The 22,208-nt window shown below is 68.2% G+C and carries 22 protein-coding genes and 1 pseudogene; 8 read left to right on the top strand and 15 right to left on the bottom strand.

The window, feature by feature from the left end; translation table 11 throughout:
• Positions 1-12 precede the first annotated feature (12 nt).
• The gene (locus CFB52_RS20870; RefSeq protein WP_059582418.1) at positions 13-1,179 is read right to left on the bottom strand and encodes a branched-chain amino acid ABC transporter substrate-binding protein; all 1,167 of its coding nucleotides are present in this window, start codon (positions 1,177-1,179) and stop codon (positions 13-15) included.
• A 179-nt stretch (positions 1,180-1,358) separates the two neighbouring features.
• Here CFB52_RS20870 and CFB52_RS20865 point away from each other — a divergent pair, with 179 nt between their 5' ends.
• From CFB52_RS20865 to ahpF, 5 genes are all read left to right on the top strand, one after another.
• The gene (locus CFB52_RS20865) at positions 1,359-2,255 is read left to right on the top strand and encodes a LysR substrate-binding domain-containing protein (protein WP_059582420.1); all 897 of its coding nucleotides are present in this window, start codon (positions 1,359-1,361) and stop codon (positions 2,253-2,255) included.
• A 90-nt stretch (positions 2,256-2,345) separates the two neighbouring features.
• Positions 2,346-2,564, top strand: coding sequence for a hypothetical protein (locus CFB52_RS20860; RefSeq protein ID WP_059582422.1), 219 nt, complete (start codon positions 2,346-2,348; stop codon positions 2,562-2,564).
• Positions 2,558-2,923, top strand: a complete 366-nt coding sequence (locus CFB52_RS20855; protein ID WP_059582424.1) for a type II toxin-antitoxin system VapC family toxin — start codon at positions 2,558-2,560, stop codon at positions 2,921-2,923. Before CFB52_RS20860 ends, CFB52_RS20855 begins: the two co-directional genes overlap by 7 nt.
• A gap of 223 nt (positions 2,924-3,146) precedes the next feature.
• The gene (gene ahpC / locus CFB52_RS20850; RefSeq protein WP_011547973.1) at positions 3,147-3,710 is read left to right on the top strand and encodes an alkyl hydroperoxide reductase subunit C; all 564 of its coding nucleotides are present in this window, start codon (positions 3,147-3,149) and stop codon (positions 3,708-3,710) included.
• 118 nt (positions 3,711-3,828) lie between these two features.
• A complete protein-coding gene (ahpF, locus tag CFB52_RS20845; protein ID WP_060311130.1) occupies positions 3,829-5,430 on the top strand; it encodes an alkyl hydroperoxide reductase subunit F in 1,602 nt (533 codons plus the stop codon).
• 95 nt (positions 5,431-5,525) lie between these two features.
• On the opposite strand, the gene CFB52_RS20840 is transcribed toward ahpF, so the two are convergent.
• The 6 genes from CFB52_RS20840 to CFB52_RS20815 form a co-directional block, all read right to left on the bottom strand.
• The gene (locus tag CFB52_RS20840) at positions 5,526-6,317 is read right to left on the bottom strand and encodes an extensin (RefSeq protein ID WP_099317319.1); all 792 of its coding nucleotides are present in this window, start codon (positions 6,315-6,317) and stop codon (positions 5,526-5,528) included.
• Between the two features lie 159 nt (positions 6,318-6,476).
• Positions 6,477-7,376: a lipid A hydroxylase LpxO gene (gene lpxO / locus CFB52_RS20835; protein WP_060311132.1), complete on the bottom strand. Its 900-nt coding sequence runs from the start codon at positions 7,374-7,376 to the stop codon at positions 6,477-6,479.
• A gap of 207 nt (positions 7,377-7,583) precedes the next feature.
• Entirely contained in the window at positions 7,584-8,138 is a 555-nt protein-coding gene (locus CFB52_RS20830; protein ID WP_099317318.1) for a carboxymuconolactone decarboxylase family protein, read from the bottom strand.
• A gap of 25 nt (positions 8,139-8,163) precedes the next feature.
• Positions 8,164-9,498 carry an aspartate aminotransferase family protein gene (locus CFB52_RS20825; protein ID WP_099317317.1) on the bottom strand — a complete coding sequence of 445 codons (1,335 nt, stop codon included), beginning with the start codon at positions 9,496-9,498 and terminating at the stop codon, positions 8,164-8,166.
• Positions 9,499-9,513: 15 nt separating this feature from the next.
• Positions 9,514-9,891, bottom strand: coding sequence for a hypothetical protein (locus tag CFB52_RS20820; protein ID WP_099317316.1), 378 nt, complete (start codon positions 9,889-9,891; stop codon positions 9,514-9,516).
• 186 nt (positions 9,892-10,077) lie between these two features.
• Entirely contained in the window at positions 10,078-13,617 is a 3,540-nt protein-coding gene (locus CFB52_RS20815) for an ABC transporter ATP-binding protein (RefSeq protein ID WP_099317891.1), read from the bottom strand.
• A gap of 119 nt (positions 13,618-13,736) precedes the next feature.
• Between CFB52_RS20815 and CFB52_RS20810 the strand changes: the two genes are divergently transcribed.
• Complete coding sequence (locus CFB52_RS20810) at positions 13,737-14,684, top strand: LysR family transcriptional regulator (protein WP_060311136.1); 948 nt, start codon at positions 13,737-13,739, stop codon at positions 14,682-14,684.
• Positions 14,685-14,730: 46 nt separating this feature from the next.
• Here the strand turns inward: CFB52_RS20810 and CFB52_RS20805 are convergent, their stop codons facing one another.
• On the bottom strand, positions 14,731-15,102 hold the full coding sequence (locus tag CFB52_RS20805) for an MAPEG family protein (protein ID WP_099317315.1): 372 nt from the start codon (positions 15,100-15,102) through the stop codon (positions 14,731-14,733).
• Positions 15,103-15,403: 301 nt separating this feature from the next.
• Between CFB52_RS20805 and alr the strand changes: the two genes are divergently transcribed.
• The gene (alr, locus tag CFB52_RS20795; RefSeq protein WP_099317313.1) at positions 15,404-16,525 is read left to right on the top strand and encodes an alanine racemase; all 1,122 of its coding nucleotides are present in this window, start codon (positions 15,404-15,406) and stop codon (positions 16,523-16,525) included.
• 188 nt (positions 16,526-16,713) lie between these two features.
• On the opposite strand, the gene CFB52_RS20790 is transcribed toward alr, so the two are convergent.
• Positions 16,714-17,508 carry an enoyl-CoA hydratase gene (locus tag CFB52_RS20790; RefSeq protein WP_099317312.1) on the bottom strand — a complete coding sequence of 265 codons (795 nt, stop codon included), beginning with the start codon at positions 17,506-17,508 and terminating at the stop codon, positions 16,714-16,716.
• Between the two features lie 205 nt (positions 17,509-17,713).
• Here CFB52_RS20790 and CFB52_RS35325 point away from each other — a divergent pair.
• Positions 17,714-17,894, top strand: a pseudogene (locus CFB52_RS35325) (LysR family transcriptional regulator); the annotation flags it as partial.
• A gap of 21 nt (positions 17,895-17,915) precedes the next feature.
• On the opposite strand, the gene CFB52_RS20780 reads toward CFB52_RS35325, so the two are convergent.
• The 6 genes from CFB52_RS20780 to CFB52_RS20755 form a co-directional block, all read right to left on the bottom strand.
• Positions 17,916-18,869, bottom strand: coding sequence for a hypothetical protein (locus CFB52_RS20780; protein ID WP_099317311.1), 954 nt, complete (start codon positions 18,867-18,869; stop codon positions 17,916-17,918).
• Between the two features lie 23 nt (positions 18,870-18,892).
• On the bottom strand, positions 18,893-19,363 hold the full coding sequence (locus CFB52_RS20775) for a DUF3592 domain-containing protein (RefSeq protein WP_099317310.1): 471 nt from the start codon (positions 19,361-19,363) through the stop codon (positions 18,893-18,895).
• 146 nt (positions 19,364-19,509) lie between these two features.
• A complete protein-coding gene (locus CFB52_RS20770; RefSeq protein WP_059639893.1) occupies positions 19,510-19,875 on the bottom strand; it encodes a response regulator in 366 nt (121 codons plus the stop codon).
• Positions 19,876-19,911: 36 nt separating this feature from the next.
• Positions 19,912-20,871 carry a chemotaxis protein CheX gene (locus CFB52_RS20765; protein WP_099317309.1) on the bottom strand — a complete coding sequence of 320 codons (960 nt, stop codon included), beginning with the start codon at positions 20,869-20,871 and terminating at the stop codon, positions 19,912-19,914.
• A 21-nt stretch (positions 20,872-20,892) separates the two neighbouring features.
• Positions 20,893-21,474 carry a hypothetical protein gene (locus CFB52_RS20760; RefSeq protein ID WP_060311143.1) on the bottom strand — a complete coding sequence of 194 codons (582 nt, stop codon included), beginning with the start codon at positions 21,472-21,474 and terminating at the stop codon, positions 20,893-20,895.
• Positions 21,471-22,199: a methyl-accepting chemotaxis protein gene (locus CFB52_RS20755; protein ID WP_099317890.1), complete on the bottom strand. Its 729-nt coding sequence runs from the start codon at positions 22,197-22,199 to the stop codon at positions 21,471-21,473. The genes CFB52_RS20760 and CFB52_RS20755 overlap by 4 nt, the downstream gene beginning before the upstream one ends.
• Between the last annotated feature and the right edge of the window lie 9 nt (positions 22,200-22,208).

Genomic DNA, 22,208 nt, shown 5'->3' with positions numbered 1-22,208 from the left:
GTCGTTTTATCGTTACTTGACGGCGGTACGCGAGCCGCCGAGCACGTCGACGACGGCCCACTTGCCGCCGCGCACCTGGTAGATCGTGAAGGCCGGGTCCTTCAGGTTGCCTTCGGCGTCGAATGCGATGCGCCCCGTCACGCCGGGCCGGTCGATCGCGCGAACGGCCGCGACGAGCTTCGCCGGCTGGGTCGTGCCGGCCTTCTGCGCGGCCGCGATCAGCGTGGCGGCCGCGTCGTACGCGAACGGCGCATGCAGTTCGATCGGCGCGTGATAGCGCGCCTGGTATTGCGCATCGAACGTCTTGCCGCCCGGCATCCGGTCGAGCGGCAGGCCCGGCTCGAGCGCCGTCACGCCGTCGCCGTCCTTGCCGGCGAGCGACAGGAAGGTCTGGCTCACGAAGCCGCCCGCGCCGAGCAGCGGCGCGTTCACGCCGAGCTGGCGCATCCGGCGCGCGATCGGCGCGGCCTGCGCGTCGAGGCCGCCGAAGAACACGAGATCCGCGCGCTTGCCCTTGATCGCGGTCAGCACGCCGCTGAAATCGGTGGTCTTGTCGTTCACGTACTGGCGATCGACGATCGTGCCGCCGTTCGCCTGCACGCCCTGGATGAACTGGTCGGCCAGCCCCGCGCCGAACGACGTGCGATCGTCGATCACCGCGATGCGCGTGGCCTTCAGCGTCTTCACCGCGTACGCACCGGTGAAGCGGCCGCCCGCATCGTCGTGACCCATGATGCGCAACGCCGTCGCGTAGCCCTGCTGCGTGTATTGATGGCCGGTGGAGGCCGGCGCGATCTGCGGAATGCCCGCATCGCGGTACACGCGCGACGCCGGCACGCTGCAGCCCGTGTTCCAGTGACCGACGACGCCGATCACGTGCTGGTCGACGAGTTGCTGCGCGACCGCGACGGCCGTGCGCGGATCGGACTGGTCGTCGGCCGCGACGAGCTTGTAGACGACCGGCTTGCCGCCGATGGTTGGATGCTTGGCGTTCGCGTCGTCGATCGCGAGTTGCGCGCCGTTCTGCAGATCCTTGCCGATCCGCGCGGACGGGCCGGTGAGCGGCGCGGCGAGGCCGATCAGGACCGTCTGCGGAGCGGACTGCGCGAACGCGGGAACGGCGGCGACGAGGGCGGCCGCGGAGAAGGCGAGACTGGCGGAGAGGAAAGCGATTTTCATGTGTGAGGGATCGGTGAATCGAATCATAAACATGAAAAATATTAAATATTCAACCACCAAACCCCAAATACCCAATTGTTGGATGCTTATACCATTCCCGACACATTACTGTATACCCATGTAAATACAGCATATTTTTGTGTTGTCGCTTACCCTGATTTTTCGATAAAATTCGATACATGAAAAATATCGAACAATTGCCGCACGATCCGCCGCTGCGCGCGGTGCGTGCGTTCGAAGCGTTCGCGCGTCTGGGCTCCGTCACCGCGGCGGCGGGCGAACTCGACATCACGCCGTCGGCGGTCAGCCATCAGCTGCAACTGCTCGAAGCGTTCATCCAGACGCCGCTGACGGTGCGCGAAGGCCGGCTGCTCGCGCTCACCGACGAGGGGCGCGACTACTACCGGTCGATCAGCGCGGCCTTCTCGGTGCTGCGCAGCGCGACGCGCTTCGTGCGCGACCGTTCGTCGCTGCGCCAGATCACCGTCAGCCTGATTCCGCTGCTCGGCATCGGCTGGTTCATTCCCCGGCTGCATGCGTTCCTGGCCGACAACACCGATGTCGACGTCACGGTGCTGTACGCGCATCACCGCAACTACCGAAGCGATGCATCGGACCTGTCGATCCGCTTCGGCACCGGCGACTGGCCCGGCTACCGCTGCGAGCGGCTGCTGCCGGGCGCGATGGTGCCGATGTGCAGCCCGTCGTTCCTGAAGCGTCACGGGCCGTTCCGCACGCCGGCCGATCTCGCGCGCGCGCCGCTCGTGCACGACGAGGATCGCAGCACGTGGGTCAACTGGCTGCAGGGCGCCGGCGTGCGGCACGTGTCGCATGCGGTGGGGCCGATGTTCGAGGACGGCCAGCTCACGCTGAGCGCGGCGCGCGCCGACCTCGGCGCCGCGCTGCTGCGCGCGCCGCTGGTCCAGCGCGAACTGGCGAACGGCGAACTCGTGCAACTGTTCGATCACGCGCTCGACGACGGGCGCGACTACTACCTGTGCACGCGCGAGGACGCGGACATGCCGGACGGGGCGCGGCGGCTGGCGGAATGGTTGAGGAAGATGGCGGGGATTTGAGCGGGGGCTCCTTGCAGCGTCGTCCTGCCGGGGCCTTGCATACTTTTAAGTCTGCATATATGATATGCATATCATATATCGGAGGTTACCATGGGTCGGATTCTGGTCGATCTGACGGATGGCCAACTAGACGCGTTGGCCGTCATCGTCGAGACTCAACACCGTCCCCGCGCCGCCATCATTCGTGACGCGATCGACGCCTACATTGCCCTGAACAAGCCCCGGCTTGCCGACGACGTCTTCGGTCTCTGGAAAGATCGCACGATCGATGGGCTCGCCTATCAAGAGGAATTGCGCTCGGAATGGTAAAAGCCCTTTTCGACACCAACATCCTGATCGATTATCTGGGCGGCGTGGAATCCGCCCGTGCGGAGTTAGGCCGCTACGACTATCGCGCAATCAGCATGATCACGTGGATGGAAGTCCTCGTCGGGGCGTCCGCAAGGGACGAGGCACCCATCCGTGCATGGCTCTCGTCGTTCGACGTCATCGCACTCGACAGCACGGTTGCAAATCGCGCGGTGACGATTCGCAAGGACCGCCGGATACGCCTGCCCGACGCGATCGTGTGGGCATCGGCGCAAGTGAACGGTCTGCTGCTCGTATCGCGCAACACGAAGGACTTTCCCGCCTCCGAACCCGGCGTTCGCGTGCCGTATCAGATCTAAGCCGGCGTACGCCCAGCGCATACGCCTTCCCAGCACGTCCCCCGACCCCGCCTCATGCCGAGCGGGCGCCCGCATCAACGCCCTCCCCTCCCCACCCAATCAAGGGCCGGAAGCAGATAGAAAATCCCGATGCCCCGGATTGAAACAAGCAATTTCACAAACACAGGGTGAACCCGGATACTGGCAACACTCCACTCACCACTGACGAAAAGGAATTACCCAGATGCCGATCATCAACACCCAAATCAAGCCGTTCAAGGCAACCGCTTACCACAACGGCGAATTCGTGCCCGTCTCGGAAGAGAACTTCAAGGGCAAGTGGTCCGTCGTCGTGTTCTACCCGGCCGACTTCACGTTCGTCTGCCCGACCGAGCTGGGCGACCTCGCCGACCGTTACGCGGAATTCCAGAAGCTGGGTGTCGAAATCTACGGCGTGTCGACCGACACGCACTTCACGCACAAGGCATGGCACGACACGTCGGACACGATCGCCAAGATCAAGTACCCGCTGGTCGGCGACCCGACGCTCACGCTGTCGCGCAACTTCGACGTGCTGATCGAGGAAGAAGGGATGGCGCTGCGTGGCACGTTCGTGATCAACCCGGAAGGCGAGATCAAGCTGTGCGAAATCCACGACAACGGCATCGGCCGCGACGCAGGCGAACTGCTGCGCAAGGTGCAAGCCGCGCAATACATCGCGGCGCACCCGGGTGAAGTGTGCCCGGCCAAGTGGACGCCGGGTGCGGAAACGCTGACCCCGTCGCTCGACCTGATCGGCAAGATCTGACGATCGCTCCGCGCGCCTCGCCCGAGGCGCGCGACGGCGGGCACTGCATCGCGCGGCCCGCCCTCTCCTCCGGCACGACGTGCCCGACCAGCATAATCAATACGGAATCCGAAACGCCATGCTCGATGCCAATCTCAAGAATCAACTGAAAGCGTACCTCGAAAAGATCACGCGCCCGATCGAACTCGTCGCCTCTCTCGACGACAGCGCGAAATCGCAGGAACTGCTGGCGCTGCTGAACGAGATTGCGTCGCTGACGGATCGCGTGACCGTGACCGAACGCCGCGACGACGCCGAGCGCAAGCCGTCGTTCTCGATCGGCGAGCCCGGCAAGCCGGCCGGCATCCGCTTCGCCGGCATCCCGATGGGCCATGAATTCACGTCGCTCGTGCTCGCCTTGCTGCAAACGGGCGGCCATCCGATCAAGCTCGACGACGACGTGATCGAACAGATTCGCGCGCTCGACGGCGACTACGCATTCGAAACGTATTTCTCGCTGTCGTGCCAGAACTGCCCGGAAGTCGTGCAGGCGCTGAACGTGATGTCGCTGATCAACCCGCGCATCCGCCACGTCGCGATCGACGGCGCGCTGTTCCAGGATGAAGTCGAGTCGCGCCAGATCATGGCCGTGCCGACGATGTTCCTGAACGGCGCCTCGTTCGGCCAGGGCCGCAGCAGCGTGAAGGAAATCCTCGCGAAGCTCGATACGGGCGCCGGCGAACGCGCGGCGAAGTCGCTCGAGAACAAGCCGGTGTTCGACACGCTGATCGTCGGCGGCGGCCCCGCGGGCGCCGCCGCGGCGATCTACTCGGCACGCAAGGGCATCGCGACGGGTGTGGTCGCCGAGCGTTTCGGCGGCCAGGTGCTGGACACGATGGCGATCGAGAACTTCGTGTCGGTGCAGGAAACCGAAGGGCCGAAGTTTGCGACCGCGCTCGAACAGCACGTGAAGCAGTACGACGTCGACATCATGGACGTGCAGCGCGCCGACGCGCTGATTCCGGGCGACGTGCATCAGATCCGTCTCGCGAACGGCGCGGTGCTGAAGGCGAAGACGATCATCCTCGCGACCGGCGCACGCTGGCGCGAAATCAACGTGCCGGGCGAGCGCGAATACCGCAACCGCGGGGTCGCGTACTGCCCGCACTGCGACGGCCCGCTGTTCAAGGGCAAGCGTGTCGCGGTGGTTGGCGGCGGCAACTCGGGCGTCGAGGCGGCGATCGACCTCGCCGGCATCGTGAAGGAAGTCACGCTGATCGAATTCGGCGCGCAGCTGCGCGCGGACGAAGTGCTGCAGCGCAAGCTGCGCAGCCTGCCGAACGTGACGATCGTCACGCAGGCGCAGACGACCGAGCTGACCGGCGACGGCAGCAAGCTGAACGGCCTCGTCTACAAGGATCTGCGCTCGGGCGACACGCAGCGCATCGATCTCGAAGGCGTGTTCGTGCAGATCGGCCTCGTGCCGAACACCGAATGGCTGAAAGGCACCGTCGAGCTGTCGAAGCACGGCGAGATCGTCGTCGATGCGCGCGGCGCGACGTCGGTGCCGGGCGTGTTCGCGGCCGGCGACGTGACGACGGTGCCGTTCAAGCAGATCGTGATCGCGGTCGGCGAAGGCGCGAAGGCGTCGCTCGGCGCGTTCGACCACCTGATCCGGCAGGATGTGGCGGCGCCCGTCGCAACCGCGCAGCCGAAGGCCGAAGAAGCGGTCGCCGCCTGACGCACGTCGGCCCGACGACATCAAGGTTTGTCTCTCTTGGCCCCGCATGCCTTGGTCGGCGTGCGGGGCCCTTTTTATGCCGAAAACGCGCGCGGTTACTTGGTTGCGGCCGAGCCGCCGTCCGCCGGCGCAGGCGCCGTCGCCTTGAAACTGCTCGACTGCCTGACCAGTTGCTCGGTCATCGCGGCGGCCACCGGATTCGCGCCGGAGGACGCACCGCCCTGCCGGTACGAACCGGTGCTCGCCGACATCGACTGCATCGATGACGTCGACGGCGGCGGCAGCGACGGATCGAGCTTCGCCGATTCCCTGACGAGCGCGGCCGTCTCCGGCGTTTCGGATTTCGTCGCGGCCGGCCGCGCGGCGGCCGCATGGCGTTCGAGGCCGTCGCGCTTGCGCGGCGCGCGCTGCGTGACCTGCGCGGGTGCGGCCGACTGCGCCGACTGAGCGGGCTTGGCGGCCGGTGCGGGAGCCGGCGTGGGGGTCGAATCCTGCGCATCGACCGTCACGACGTTGACTTTCGGCGGCGGTGCGGCCGGCTTCGTCACCGGTTGCGGCTTGTCGCTGACGACCGGAATCGCCGGAACCGGCGCGGGCGCGGCGCCGACGCGCGCGGTTGCAGCCGGCGCGGGTGTGGGTTCGGGAGGCGACGGGGCAGCAGCCGCCTGCTTCGGCGCCGTCGCGGCAGCCGGTGCGGGCGGCGCGATCGCGCCCTGCGCTGCGTGATCGTTGCTCGCGGGCGCCGACGCAACGGGTGCGGCCGCGTCGCCGATGCCGGCGTCTTCGATCGCACGGTGGTCCGCGCGCAGCAGCATCACGTACGCGGTGCCGGCCGCGGCGACCAGGAGCCCGCCGGCGATCATCATGGTCTTACGGGTACTCGTCATGCTTGCTCACCGATCATATCCATGTGAACAAGCCATCATACGCGGCCGACGTCCGTTGATCCCGGACGAATACATTTGGTTGCATTGATTGCGGGCGAGGCCGTCGGCGCCCTGCCGTACGCCCTATTGTCAGACGGAAGAAACGCCCGCCGTCGCCCGTCAGATGCAGAAAATCGCGACCGCGATCCCGCCGAACAGCAGCCACTTGACGATGTAGTACACGGTGCGATTCCACGCCTTCAAGCGCTTGCCGGCGCGGCGAATCGCATACAGGTACCTGAACGCGCGATTGAGCCCGCCCGTGCGATCGCCGGTTTCGTTCGGCGATGCGGCCGCGCGCATCAGCAGTTGCCCGAACGCATCGTTGATGCGCTGCGCCCAGCGATATTTCATCGGGCGATCGATGTCGCAGAACAGGATCACGCGATCGTGCGCGGTGCGGTTTTCGGCCCAGTGCAGGTACGTCTCGTCGAACATCACGGCCTCGCCGTCGCGCCATGCGTACGATTCGCCGTCGACGACGATCCGGCACGCGTCGTCGTTCGGCGTAGCGAGCCCGAGGTGGTAGCGCAGCGAGCCCGCATACGGATCGCGATGCAGCCCGAGCTTCCCGCCCGGCGGCAACTGCGCGAACATCGCCGCCTTGATCGACGGAATCCGCGACAGGATCTCGACCGAACGCGGACACAATGCCTGCGCGGACGGATGCGGCGCGTCGTACCACTTCAGGTAGAAACGCTTCCAGCCGTGGCGAAAGAACGAATTGAAACCGATGTCGTTGTACTCGCCCGACGCCTTGATCCGGCTCGCGTCGCGCAACGCGAGCGCTTCGCTGCGAAACGTGCGCCATTCGCGCTGCAGCACCGCGAGCTCCGGAAAGTGCCGCGTATCGAGAAACGGCGTGGTCGGCACCGACGAGAACGCGTACGAAAAGCAGTTCAGCGGTGCGGTAAAGGTCGAGTGGTCGGATAGTTGCCTGAACAACCGGTGCCGAACCTTGCCGCGCCGATGCGTGTACACGACACACGCAATGAACACGATCAACAGGACCCAGCGCATCGATATTTCCCCCGTAAGCTATTTGCCGAAATTCTAGGGAGGGGAAAAATTTCCTGCTCTGACGGGTAGGTCGTGCTGTGTACGCCTTACAACACGCCGAAGTCGCGAAACGATTCGTGCCGAAACGCCGAAAAGCCCGCGCGTACGTGCTTTTCGGGCCATCCGGACGCGCGTGCGGCATGCTGCTGCCGCACGCGCCGGCAGCGATTATTCCGGAAACGGCAAATCAGTTTGTCCGTCCGCGCGCATATCGAACGTGTTGAGCGTCATCGCGACGAGCGCGTAATAGCCGAGCAGCGCGACGAGGTTCACCACGGTCTCGTGGCCGAAGCGGGCCCGCGCCCGCGCGAACGTCGCATCGCTCACACGGCGCGTGTCGTACAGCTCGGTGGCGAACGCATGGATCAGCGCGTCGTCGTCCGATTCGAATGCGGGCGCGACGCCGAGCCGGATCGCGTCGGCCGTCGCGGCCGGCACGCCGGCCTCGAGCGCGATCGGATGATGGATGTGCCACTCGGCCTGCGAGCGCCAGCGCGCGGCCGTCACGAGAATCGCGAGCTCCGACAGCCGCAGCGGCAACCCCGTGCGGTAGCGGCAGAACGCGCCGAGCTTCTGCGCGTGCTGGGCCAGCTCGGGGCTCGCGATCCAGCCGAGGAACGGCCCGTTCAGGTTGCCGCGCGGGCCGCTGAGGATATCGGCGAGCACGGCCTTCTGTTCGTCGGTGGCCGACGCGGGATCGAAAGGAGGCAGTCTGTCTGTCATGATGAGAATGCAGTGGGGTCGGGGCTCACGCGGCGGCCGATGCGAGCGCCGCGCCGATCGCGCCGGACAGCCGCTCGACGATCGTATCGATCTGCTGCGCGGTGCAGACGAACGGCGGCGCGATGAGGATGTGATCGCCATGCACGCCGTCGATCGTGCCGCCCATCGGATACACCATCAAGCCGCGCTGCATCGCCTCCCGCTTGACTGCCGCGTGCAGCTTCAACGCAGGATCGAACGCCGCCTTGGTGTCGCGATCGCGCACGAGCTCGACGCCGACGAACAGCCCGCGGCCGCGCACGTCGCCGACATGCGGATGCGCACCGTAATGCGCGCGCAACGACGCACGCAACTGCTCGCCGCGCGCCTTCACGTTGTCGAGCAGTTTCTCCTCGGCGATCACGCGTTGCACTTCGAGCGCGGCCGCGCAGGCGGTCGCATGGCCGATGTACGTGTGACCGTGCTGGAAGAAGCCCGAGCCGTCGACGATCGTCCGGTAAATACGATCGCTCACCAGCGTCGCCCCGATCGGCTGGTAGCCCGCACCGAGCCCTTTCGCGATCGTCAGCAGATCGGGCGCGACGCCGTCCTCGTCGCACGCATACAGGTAACCCGTGCGCCCCATCCCCGACATGATCTCGTCGAGGATCAGCAGCACGCCGTACTTGTCGCACACCGCGCGAATCTTTTTCAGGTAGGTACGCACCGGCGGCACCGCGCCGGCCGTCGCGCCGACCACCGTTTCCGCGACGAACGCCGCGACGCTTTCCGCGCCGAGTTCGACGATCTTCCGTTCGAGCTCGTCCGCGAGGCGCTGCGCGTACGCTTCCTCCGTTTCACCGGCCTGCTGATCGCGGTACGCATAGCACGGGCTCACGTGATGCGCGTCGATCAACAGCGGCAGGAACGGTTCGCGCCGCCATGCATTGCCGCCGATCGCGAGTGCGCCGAGCGTGTTGCCGTGATAGCTCTGGCGCCGGGCGATGAAATGACGGCGCCGCGGCTCGCCCTTCTCGACGAAGTACTGGCGCGCCAGCTTCAGCGCGGCCTCGATCGCCTCCGAGCCGCCCGACACGAAATACACGTGGTCGAGCCCGGCCGGCGCGCCGTCGACGAGCCGGTCGGCCAGTTGCTCGGCCACGTCGGTCGTGAAGAACGACGTATGTGCGTACGGCAATTGCTGCGCCTGCCGCTTGATCGCGTCGATCACGCGCGGGTTGCTGTGGCCGAGACACGAGACGGCCGCGCCGCCGCACGCATCGATATAGCGTTTGCCGGTCGAATCGACGATCTCGATGCCGTCCCCGGCGACGGCGACGGGCAAGGTGGCGCGCGGAGCGCGATGGAAAACGGTCGTCATGCGTAACCTCAAGGATCAGGACGCGCCGGGCGCGTGCGCGGACGGCACGATGCGCGTCGCGAAGCGCTGCGTGCGGTGTTGATGGACGGTGAAGGCGATCGCGGTGTCATGAATCTCGAACACCGCGGTCGCGAGCGTGTTCTCTTCGTCGCGATCGGTCGGACCGTCGCGGTAGGTCGGCAGCCCTTCCGGTGCACGATCGCCGAGCACGCGCAGCAGCGCGGCTTCGTCGATCGCGTCGGCGACGAACGGATGGCCGCGCCAGCCGCGCACGGCCTGCCATGCACGGCTCTGCCGCAAGTACGCGTCGAATACCGGCCGGGCAAGCTCGCCGAGGCGCACGCCGATGTCGAACGGCGTGCCGGCGATGACGGGCGAAAGGGAAAGCGGCATGTCGTGCAAAAGAGTCCACTCCGGTGACAGGTAGCGTGCGCCGGGTTGGCGCGCCCCGTCAAACGATGCCGGGACGCACGTCGTCACGATCGCGCAACACGCGATGACGAATTAGACAATCACACAACATATGTTGTCAATACCTGGGTACGGACAACACCGGATGCAGCCGCGCTCGCTGCCCCGTCACGCCGCGACCCCGCTCGCCTGATGCGACACGAGCCGCGCATACGCGCCCTGCCGCGCCATCAGCTCCGTATGGCGGCCAGCCTCGATCACGGCGCCCTGCTCCATCACGAGGATCAGGTCGGCATGGCGCACAGTGGACAGCCGGTGCGCGATGATGATCGACGTGCGCTGCGTCATCAGGTCCTCCAGCGCCGCGCGGATCTGCTGCTCGCTGATCGTGTCCAGGTGCGACGTCGCCTCGTCGAGGATCAGCACCGGCGCATCCTTCAGGAACGCGCGCGCGATCGCCACACGCTGGCGCTGGCCGCCCGACAACTGCACGCCGCGCTCGCCGACGCGCGTCGCGAGCCCGTCCGGCAACCGCGCGACGAAATCGCCGAGCGCCGCGTGGTCGATCGCGCGCCGCACGTCCGCGTCGGACGCATCGTTCGCGGCGAGCCGGATGTTCGCGTCCAGCGTGTCGTTGAACAGATAGGTATCCTGCGCGACGAGCGCGATGTGCTGCCGCAGATCGTCGAGCCGCAGGTCGCGCAGGTCGACGCCGCCGAGCGTGACGCGGCCCTGCTGCGGATCCCAGAAGCGCAGCAGCAGGCTCGCGACGGTCGACTTGCCCGCACCCGATGCACCGACCAGCGCGACCGTGCTGCCGGGCGGCACCTCGAAGCTCACGCGGTCGATCGCGGGCACGCCGCGGCCCGGATACGTGAACGACACCGCGTCGAACCGTACCGCCGGATTCCCGGGCATCGCGTGCGCGCCGTCCGTCACCGTCACGGGCTCCTTCTCCAGCGCGCGCAAGCGGCGCGTCGACGCGATCGTGTCGGCAAGCTGGCGCGCGACCTGACCGATTTCGGCCACCGGCATGAACGCGGCCACCGCGACGAGCACCAGCAGCGGCAACGACTCGTGCGGGAACCAGCCGCGTGCGCACAACCACGCGCCGAGCGCGGCAACCGCCAGCCCGCCGAGCCCGCTCGCGACTTCGAGCGCGGCGCTTTGCGTCGACAGATCGTCGAGCAGCTTCGCGCGCTGCCGACGATACGCATCGGCCTCGGCCACGAATGCGGCGCGCCGGCGTGCGATCGCCTGGAACGCGGTCAGTTCCGCGAGCCCCTGGATCGTTTCGGTCAGGTGCGCGCCGAGCCGGCCGAGCGCTTCGCGCGCGCCGGTGCCGAGCCGGTCGACGTCGCGGCGGGCGAGCACGGGCGCGAGCCCGGCCCACAGCAGGAACGGCAGCAGCACGAGCGCGAGCGGCCATGCGACCGACGCGAGCAGCACCAGCACGCCGGCCGGCACGAGCACCGCGACGAACGCGGGCGCGAGCGTATGCGCGTAGAAATATTCGACGGTCTCGACGTCCTGCGTCGCCAGCGACACGAGATCGCCGGAACGGCGACGCAGCAGCCCGGCCGGCGCGAGCCGCTCGAGCGTCGCGAACAATGCGATGCGCATTTCCGCGAGCAGCCGGTACGCCATGTCGTGCGCGAGCCACGATTCGAGCCAGTGCAGCACGGCCGCGACCGGCGCGATCACGAGCAGCGCGGCAACCAGCCCGGTGCCGACATGACCGGTCGGCACCGCGCCGACCACCCGCGCGCCGAGCACGCCGACGCCGATGAATGCGAGCACGCGGCCGATCCCGAACAGCACGGTGAGCACCACCTTGCCCTTCCATGGACGCACGAAGCGCAGCAGCGTCCGCAACGTCTCCGGCCAGCCGATCGTCGCCGCGTCGTCGTTCAGCGGCCGCACCTGCGGGCCCGACGACGCGCGCGCGGTCGCGCCGGCCGGGGTCGCCGCGCCGACGGATTCGGCGGCCGCTTCCAGTTGCGGCCCCATCAGGCGGCGATACGGGCCGTCGCGTGCGATCAGCGCCGCGTGCGTGCCTTCGTCGACGACCTGCCCCTGGTCGAGCACCAGGATGCGATCGGCGCCGATCACGCTGGACAGCCGGTGCGCGAGCACCAGCGTCGTGCGCCCGCGCGTGAGCCGGTCCAGCGCCTGCTGGATCAGCGCCTCGTTTTCCGCATCGACGGACGACAGCGCCTCATCGAGCAACAGGATCGGCGCATCGCGCAGCAGCGCGCGGGCAATCGCGATGCGCTGGCGCTGACCGCCCGACAACATGAGCCCGCGCTCGCCGATGCGCGTCGCGTAGCCATCGGGCAGCGCCGAGATGAAATCGTGCGCGTTGGCGGCGCGCGCGGCGGCGATCATCTCCGCGTCGCTCGCGTCGGGGCGGCCGAGCCGCAGGTTGTCGGCGACGCTGCCATCGAACAGCGTCGCATCCTGCGCGACGACCGCGATCATCTCGCGCACCTGATCGGCATCGAGCGTGCGCACGTCGTGGCCGCCGATCCGGACCGCGCCGCCCTGCGCATCGTGCTGGCGCAGCAGCAGGCGCACGATGGTCGACTTGCCGGCTCCGCTCGGCCCGACGATCGCGACCGTCTCGCCCGCGCGTACCGAGAAGCTCAGCGCCGCATGGGCCTCCGCGCGGCGCCCCGGATACGCGAAACTGACGTCGTCGAACGCGATCTCCGGCCGCAGGCCCGCTACGCGCGGCGCATCGACGCGAGGCGCGGCGCCGCCCGCGTCGAGCAGCGCGTGGATCGCATTCGCCGCCGACTGGCCGATCATCCCCTGATGCAGCACCGCGCGCAGGTCGCGCAACGGCCGGAAGATCTCGCTGCCGGCCATCAGCACGATCAGCAGCGCTTCGAGGCTCATGTCGCCGTGCCGCACGCGCCATGCGCCCACCGCGATCGCCGCGGCTGCGCCGAGGCCGGTGCCGAGATCCGTGAAGAACCGTGTCAGCAGGCCGAGCGCGAGCACCCAGAACGTGCTGTCCGACAACGCGCGCGCCTTCGCGGCCAGCTTCGCGCCGAACGCGGTGCTCTGCCCGAACGCCTTCAGCGTCGGCAGGCCCTGCACCGCGTCGAGAAATTCCTCGCCGAACGCCTTGAACGCGGCCGAACGGGCGAGCGCCGCGCGTTTGTCGGCGCGATGCACGAGCTGCGGCAACGCGAGCGTGACGAGCGCCGCGACGAGCAGGATCGCAGCCGTCGGCACGTCCCACCACGCGAGCACCGCGAAGATCATGAGCGGCGCGCACGCGGCGATCACGAGTTGCGGCAGGTAGACGCCGAAGAAGGTCTGCAACTGCTCGACGCCATCGACGACGGCGAGCATCACGCCGCCCGTGCGTTCGCCGCTGAACCAGGCGGGGCCGAGCGCGGCGATTCGGTCGAACAGCCGCGCGCGCAGCGTCGCCTGCACGCGGCCCGCCGTATGCTGCGCGAGCACCGTGCGGCGATGATCGAGCCATGCGCGCAGCAGCACGCAGGCCGCCGTTGCAACGACGGCTTCGCCGATGCCGCGCGCCGGCGCGCCGGAAAACACCAGCGCCAGCACGCGGCCGAGAAACACGAAGCGGAGGATGCCGACACCCATCGCGAGCAGCCCGAGCGCGACGGCCGCCGCCACCCGCCAGCGCAGGCCCGCCATCATCGCCCATAGTCGTCGGTCGAAATACATGAAGCCCTCCGGTCGGTGTTTGGTTGCGTTCTGGTTGACCGGATCGAGGCTACCCGCGCCGCCCGCGCGCGGCAAAAGATGATTTTTCAACGGGTGTTGAGTCAACTACAATACCCCGCATGTCGCACCTTCCTCCCCTCAGCGCACTGCGTGCTTTCGAGGCGGCCGTCCGCCTCGGCGGGTTCGCGCGCGCGGCGGTCGAGCTGAACGTGTCGACCAGCGCGGTCAGCCACCAGATCCGTTCGCTCGAGGAATCGCTCGGCGCGCGGCTGCTCGAACGCAGCACGGGGCTCGGCGGCATCGGTCTCACGCCGGCCGGTGCACGCCTGCTGCCGGCCGTCAGCGATGCGCTGTCGCGTCTCACCGACGCGTGCAGCGAGATTCGCGGTGCCGCGCAACGGCTCACCGTGTCCGCCAACGCGCCGTTTTCGTCGATGTGGCTCGCGCGCCGGCTGGCGGAATTCTCGTCGCTTCATCCCGACACCCCGCTGCACGCGGTCGTGCTCGACGACGAGCCGGATTTCGCGCGCAGCGGCGTCGATCTGGCGATCGTGCACGTACCGGCGCACCGGCTGCGGGCCGACGACGACGTGCTGATGCGGGAAACCGTGTTTCCGGTCTGCAGCCCCGAGCTGTTTCCGTACGCGTCGGGGCACGTATGCCGCTCGCGGCTGCTGCAGGAAATGCACGAGGACAGCCCCGAGATCGACTGGCGCAACTGGGCCGTGCAGTTCGGCTTGCCGGACGACTTCGAGACGAAGATCGTCCGTTACAGCAGTTTCAGCCAGGTGATCGGCGCGGCCGTCGGCGGCGCGGGCATCGCGCTCGGCCGCGTGCCGCTGATCGAGCCCGAGCTGCGCAGCGGGCGTCTGGTGCCGCTGGTGCCGGGCCTCGCGCGCGACGCGTCATGGCGCTTCGTGCTGCGCCGCCACCCGGCGACGCGGCACCGGCTGCTCGATCCGTTGATCGCATTCCTGCGCAGCGAAGCGGACGCGCCTCCGTTCGTCTCGAAGATCGTTGCGCCCGCATCCAACGACAGTCACGCACGGGGCGCGGGCGGGGCCTGACGGGCCGCATGCAACGCCGGCAGCGCGTTTGCGTATGACCGGCCGCTTACGGCGTCGCGAAGAACAGCGCGACGACGCACGCCATCCCGCCGAACCACACGAGCGAACGCAGCGACGCCCAGTTCAACAGGTACATCAGCGCATAGGCGACGCGGATCGCGACGAACGCTATCGCGAGCTGGTCGACGCGATGCGCGTTCGCGCCGTTGTGCCACGCCACCACCAGCGCGGCCGTAAGCAGCGCGAGCGCTTCCCATGAATTCTGATGCGCGGCCTGCGCACGGGCGCGCCAGCCTTCGAGCTTCGCGAGGTAATCGCGCGGCGTACGGTTGTCGTAACCCTTGCGGGCCTTGGCGAGAAACGTCATCGGGAACGGCAACAGCGCCACGATGAACAGGCACAGCTGGGACGTCGTCATCCAAGTCTCCTCCGTTATGATTACATTGGTCAATGACAAGATCGCCGAGAGCTTAGCATTGCACCGTGCCGTTCGCGCACCGGTTTTCTAGACGGGAGACTCGGCCGCGCAGGCCGAAGTGGGCAGTGCGCGGCGAGCGTCAGCACCCGAATTTCCACCAAATCATCGATAAATACGTTAATTAAAACTGGTCGAACACCAATAAGATAGCGCTCGACACTGGCTGGGCGCGCAATCGCGCCGGCCTGCCGCTTCACTCCGCACCCCGTGCGCCGAACGACATCCGACCCGAGCCCTTGCCATGCCCCGTCCCATCGTCGCCCATATCCGCCCCGACGCCGTCCGCCACAACCTCGACTTCATCCGCCGCACCGCCGCGCAATCGCGCGTGTGGGCCGTGATCAAGGCCAACGCGTACGGCCACGGCATCGAGCGGATCTACCCGGGCCTCGCGGCCGCCGACGGCATCGCGCTGCTCGATCTGGACGAAGCCGTGCGCGTGCGCGAACTCGGCTGGGACAAGCCCGTGCTGCTGCTCGAAGGGATCTTCGAGCCCGCCGACGTCGAGCTGGCCGATCGCCATCGGCTGACGGTCGCCGTGCACTGCGACGAACAGCTCGACCTGCTGATCGCCGCGAAGCCGCAGCAGCCGATCGACATCCAGCTCAAGATGAATTCCGGCATGAACCGGCTCGGCTATCGGCCGGCCGCGTTCCGCGCCGCGTGGGAACGCGCGGCGAGCGCGCCGCCGATCGCCAAGATCACGCTGATGATGCATTTCGCGAACGCCGACGAAGGCGAAGTCGACTGGCAGCTCGACCAGTTCGACGCGACCACGGCCGGGATTCCGGGCGAGCGCTCGGTGTCGAATTCGGCGGCCGTGCTGTGGCACCCGCGCGCGCACCGAGACTGGGTGCGCCCCGGCACGATCCTGTACGGCGCTTCGCCGACGGGCGCCTCGCGGCATATCGCCGACACGCCGCTGACGGCCGCGATGACGCTGACGAGCAGGATCATCGGCGTGCAGACGCTGGCGCCGGAGGAAACCGTCGGCTACGGCCGCCGCTTCACGGCCGACCGGGCGATGCGGATCGGCGTCGTCGCGTGCGGCTACGCGGACGGCTATCCGCGCCATGCTCCGACCGGCACGCCGATCGCGGTGGACGGCGTGATGACGCGCGTCGTCGGCCGCGTATCGATGGACATGCTGACCGTCGACCTGACGCCGTGCCCGAACGCGGGCATCGGCTCGAGCGTCGAGCTGTGGGGCGACCAGGTGAAGGTGGACGATGTCGCGCAAGCCAGCGGCACGATCGGCTACGAGCTGATGTGCGCGCTCGCGCGCCGCGTGCCCGTCGTGATCGTGCCGCCCGGGGCGACGAGCGTGCAGCCGGCGCTACGGACCGGCAGCTACGGACGCTGACGGGCCGGCGGTGCTGCGGTGCTGCGATGCGTAACCGCGTCGCCGCCACCTGCCGTGCCACGTGCTGGCGTGGCCGCCTCGGGCGACCCGGCTGCTTTGCGGCGAACCGCCCACGCGCACCGGCAACGACGCGGCCCGTCGTTGTGCGTTGCACGACGACGCGCTCGCTGCCGGCTTCCGTCAACGCATCACGAACGCCACGTCGGCTTGCGCTTCTCGAGAAACGCGTCGATGCCCTCGCCCGCATCCTCTTCCATCATGTTGCGCGCCATCACGTCGCCCGCGTACGCATACGCTTCGTCGAGCGGCAACTCGCGCTGACGATAGAACATCTGCTTGCCATATCGCACCGCGGCCGGGCTCTTCGCGACGATCTCCGCGACCTTGCGCGCGACGGCCGCATCGAGCGCGTCCTCGGGCACGGCTTCGTTGACGAGCCCCCACGCGGCCGCCGTCGCCGCATCGACAAAGCGCCCGGTCACCAGCATGTCGAACGCGCGCTTGGCCGCGACGTTGCGGCTCAACGCGACGGCCGGCGTCGAGCAGAACAGCCCGACGTTGATGCCCGACACCGCGAAGCGCGCGGTATCGGCCGCGATCGCGAGATCGCACGCGGCGACGAGCTGGCAGCCGGCCGCCGTCGCGATGCCGTGCACGCGCGCGATCACGGGCACCGGCAATGCGCGCATCGCGAGCATCACGCGGCTGCACTGCGCGAACAGCGTGCGGTAATAGCCGAGTTCGGGCTTGCCGCGCATCTGCCGCAAGTCGTGGCCGGCGCAGAACGCCTTGCCTTCGGCGGCCAGCACGACGCAGCGCACGTGCGGATCGGCGGCAAGCGTATCGAACGCATCGTGCAGGGCCGAAAGCATCGCTTCGGACAACGCGTTGAACTGCTGCGGGCGATTCAGGCGCAGCGTGACGACGCCGTCGCGCGTGTCGCGCAGCAGGATCGGCCCAGCTGTCTCGTGAATGGGTTCCATGGTGTTCCGCTCGACGGGGTTCGGCAGGGTTGAGAGGCGATGCGAACGAGCGGCCATCGCGCCCGCCCGCTCGCGGCATGTCGGGGAAATGGTCCTCCACATTCGGCACGACGTCCAGCCGCGCCGCCGCATGCGCATGCACGCCTGCCCGTCGGCCACCGCGCGACGTGCGATGCCGCTCGCCCGTCAACGGCGCCGTTGCGCGCCGTGCTTCCGCGCCGACGCCGAGCCTGAACTGGTGCGCCTGATGGAGCGGCGATGCAATCATTTCACCGGGTGGCTCGTCGCCCGTGCCGATCTCTACAAGACCGCATGTACGGGCGGTGATCGAAGCCGTCGTCGCCGAATTCGCGACGGCGGCGGCGGGGCCGGTCGTGGCCCGGTAGCGGACCGCCAGGGCCGGTGCGTCAGCGCGCCTGATACGCGCCGTCCGCCGCGGACCAGCGAAACGTCCGGCGCCATTTGCCGCCGCGCTCGCGCAACTGCAGGTCGCGGAAGCCGTCCGTCGACGTCGACAGCACGCTCAGCGTATTGCTGCCTTCGGTGATGTCGTGATCGCGCGTGCCGTTGCGATGCCAATCGCCTGCGATATCCCGGTAGAACATCATCGGCTGCGCGAACACGATGCGCAGCGTCTTGCCGTCGATCCGGAACAGGTACAACGCCTCGAACGACGCACCGCCGCCGGAATAACCGATCGACCAGCCCGCCCGCACCCCGAACGCGGCATCGCCCGCCCGCAGCGCATACGGCGCGAGATCGAACCGCGACCACCGCTCGGGACGTAGCACGCGATCACCCGGCGGCTTCGCCTCCTCGAGGTAGTCGGGACTGTCGAGATTCGTGTTGCTCCAGTCGGTGGCCTGGTCGAGCGGCTGTTCGGTTCGAGCGACGAGGCGCGGCACGCCGTCCGGGCCGCGCTCGAACACGCCCAGCCAGACCAGTTCCTTCTGATCATCGGCCTGGGCGTGGCGGTCGAAGCCCTCGCAATCGGTGGGTGCACGGAATCGCAGCGCCTCGCGCGCCGACTCGTCGGTCGGCGCCACGCAAACGATCGCGACGAACGCGCCGGGACGCTGCGGCCACGGTTTCGCGCCGGCCAGCACGACACGCGCAAGCGGCTGGCCCGGCGCAAGCTGCGCCACCAGCCCCTCCTTCGTGAAGCCGGGCGGCAAGTGCACGCCGAAACCGTCCGCTTCCGGCGCGCCGCTCATGTCGCGCGCATACGCGGCGCGGGCGTCAGGCGAATCGAATTTCCCGGGCACCTGATCGAGCGAATGCGCGGTGCCCGCCGCGTGCGCGGCGCAGCCCGCGAACGCGGCGCCGATCGCGACGAGCCACGGCATCAAGCGAATTGTCATGCCGGAATGTCCTGTGAAGTGTTTCAGTGCGCGGCGGGCGGGCGCACCCGGTTGCGCCCGCTGCGCCACGCGCGCACGCCCGACCACAACTGACCGACGCCGACGGCGAAAAAGACCGCGCCCATCGCGCCGATTGTCAGCACGCCGCCCCAGATCGCGCCGAACGTGTTGAGCCGCGCCGTCATCCTCGGCGCGTCCGGCGCATAGCGCACCTCGACCGTCGCGCCGTCCTGCACGCTGACCTCGCCGCCCTGCGCATATTCGACCTGCTCGCCCGCGAGCGTCGTGAACGCGATCTCCGGATGATGCTGGCCTGCGTTCAGCTTGACGACGCGCCCGGGTACGACGACCGACGCGCGCAGGAATTCGCGCGTCGACTGCGCATGCAACGTGACGCCGATCAGCACGCACGTGCCCACGACGGTAAAAACGACGCCCTTCGCGATCAGCGTCTCCGTGTGCCGCGCGGCGGGTCGCCCGTATTCGGATGCCATCGGTTTCGTTCCGTTCCTGATGTTCGTCGATGCCGGGCGTGGCGGCGCACGATGCGCCGCCACGCCGCCCTCGGCATCCGGCAGGATACGGACATCGCGGCGCGCTGTAAATTGCGCGCGCAACCGTTCGACGGCCCGCAGGCGCGTCAGCCCGCGAGCTTCTTCAGCGCGTCGAGCACCGCATCGCCCTTGAACGGCTTCACGATCCAGCCCTTCACGCCGGCGGCCTTGCCGCGCGCCTTCATCGCCGGGCTGCTTTCGGTCGTCAGCATCACGACGTTGACCGCCGTGTTCGCCAGTTCGCCGCGAATCTTCTCGACCATCGTCAGGCCGTCCATGTTCGGCATGTTCACGTCGCTGATCACGAGGCGCACGCCGGGCGTCGCCTTGAGCTTCGCGAGCCCGTCCTTGCCGTCGACGGCCGTCGCGACGTCGAGCCCGTGATTGCGCAGGAAGCCGGCCACTTCGTCGCGCACCGTGCCCGAATCGTCCACCACCAGAATCTTTGCCATGTCGTATTCCCCTTTCGTCGTTGCCGACTTCAACATTCAAAACAGTTCGAGTTCGCCCGCTTCGACCATCGGCCCGACGTCCTGCACCGATTCGCGGAAATCCTCCGGCGACCAGCTCAGGCTGAACACGAAACGCTGGTCGAGACGGGCCGAGCGCCCCGAAGCCGGATCGGTCATCCGGTACTTGAAACAGAGCTGCGGACAGTCGCCGCCGAACGAGATGAACTTCTGCTTGTGATTGACGACGAGCGGCACCTGCACCGGATGGCGCGCCAGCGCCTCGGCGTCGCCGAGATAGCGGTTCTTGAACGCGCCCCACACGAGGTTGGTCAGTTCGCCGAGCACGCTGTTCACGTCGCGGAAATCCGGCGCGCGGCCGCTGTCGCGCGTGCCGCCGAGCATGTCGAGCAGCGGCTGCTCGCTCGTCTGCAGCAGCATGTAGCCGCGGCACCACGCGCTTTCGAGCGCGATCAGGCTGAACACTTCGCCGAAGATGATCTGGTCGCGCACGATGCACGGCGTGTCGTGCTCGATCGTCATGCCCGGGAACAGGCCGTCGATGCGCGCCTCGGTGATCTCCGAGATGCCGCGCACGAGCGCGTTCGGATAGTCGCGGCCGAACAGGTATTCGTCGATCGCGCGCGCGAGCGGCGTCATGTCGTCGGCGACGTAGGCCGCGCACGCGACACGCGCGAGCGCATCGGGCAGCCCGTCGCGCGACGCGAGCGATTCGCGGCGCAGGATGATCGGCAACTCGGGCCGCAGCGCGTCGATCTGCGTCGCGATGATCGCGCTCTCGGCCGGCGAGCCGCCGTAATCCTCGGCCAGCAGGATCGCGCCGAGATCGATGTTCGAGCGCAGCACCTTCAAGAGCCGGCTGCGCCGCACGGTCAGGCCGACCAGATTGTGCTCGTCGCAGAAACGCTTGATCGCGTCGGCATGCACGCGGCTGTCGTCGAGCACGAGCACCTTGCTGACGGGTTGGTCTTCGGTCATCGGAGGATTCCTGATGGTCGGTCAGAACAGTTCGAGCTCGCCGCCGCTCTCCACCGTGGCCGTTTCCGGCACATGGAAATCGACCGGCGCGTTCGCGCACACGCACAGCGTCGCGCCGACCCGCACGTCGCCGTCGAGCGTCAGGTCGTACGCGGCCACGTAATCGGGCGAGAGCGCGTGCATGGCGTCGATGCTCGCGCCGCTCAGCAGGTAAGGCGTCGACATTCCGAGATCGGGAAACGGCGCGGTCAGCGCCTGGTTGATCGCGCCGCAACACAGGTTCGCGACTTCCATGAATGCGTCGGTCAGCGGCCGCTGGCTGCTCGCGCCCGCCGTCGCGCCGGCGAAATGGCGGCGCGTCGCGTCGTCGTCGCTGAAGCGCAGTGCAAGCAGCAGGCGGAAATGCAGCGCCGAGATCGTCAGCACGACCACATGTTCGGCTACCGTCGGCTTCGAGCGCGGCTTCGCGTGCATGCGATCGGGCGCGTCGTGTGCGTGCCCGGCGGCCGGCCGGATGTCGCACGCGCCGCCGGCCGCGAGCCGCGTGCGCGCGGCATCGAAAAAGATCCGCTCGAAACCGGCCCTCGCCTGCGCGCTGATCACGGGGCCGCTCCTTCGATCCGCGCGTGCAGTTGCCCGGCCAGCGTCTCGACCGTCGCGAGCGCGGCCGTGATCATCTTGCCGCCGGCCTGAATGTCCTGGAACGTCGCGGCCGTCACGAGATCGTTGCGGTTCAGGCTGTCGCGATAGCTGTTCGACAGTTCCTGCGAGCGCGCGGCCAGCCCGCGCACCTCGCTCGCGACGATCGAGAAGCCGCGCCCGGCCGTGCCGGCACGCGCCGCCTCGATCGACGCGTTCAGCGACACGATCGACACGTGCGCGACGATCGCCGACAGCTCCAGGTTCTTCGCGCGCATGTCCTGGTTCTGCGTGGTCAGCGAGATCATCTGCTCGTGCCAGCGCTCGAACGTCCCGGCGAGCCCGCGCAGGCGCGCGGCTTCGTCGGCGATCTTCATCGCGTGCTGCGCGAGCGCCGCGCGGTCGGCCGACAGTGCCTGCAACGCGTCGCGCTGCGCGGCGCTCTCGGACACCTCGCGCGCCAGCGCCTCTTCCAGTTGCGCCTCGCGTTGCGCCCATGCGTCCGCCGCTTGCGCATGCGCCGACGCCGTCTCTTCCGCCCGCACCTCGGCCGCGCGAAGCGCACCGCGCAACGCATGCGCGTCGCGCTCCATCGATGCGACGAGCCGTTGGCGCATCACACGACACACGATCGCCGCCGCCACCGCGACGACCACGCCGCCCGCGAGCGCGGCGGCCATCTGAATCATCCACGCCTG

It is taken from the genome of Burkholderia sp. AU18528 (assembly GCF_002223215.2).
Lineage (GTDB): Bacteria > Pseudomonadota > Gammaproteobacteria > Burkholderiales > Burkholderiaceae > Burkholderia > Burkholderia semiarida.
Note: the sequence above shows the minus strand (reverse complement) of the source record. Positions and strands in the feature narration are given on the sequence as shown.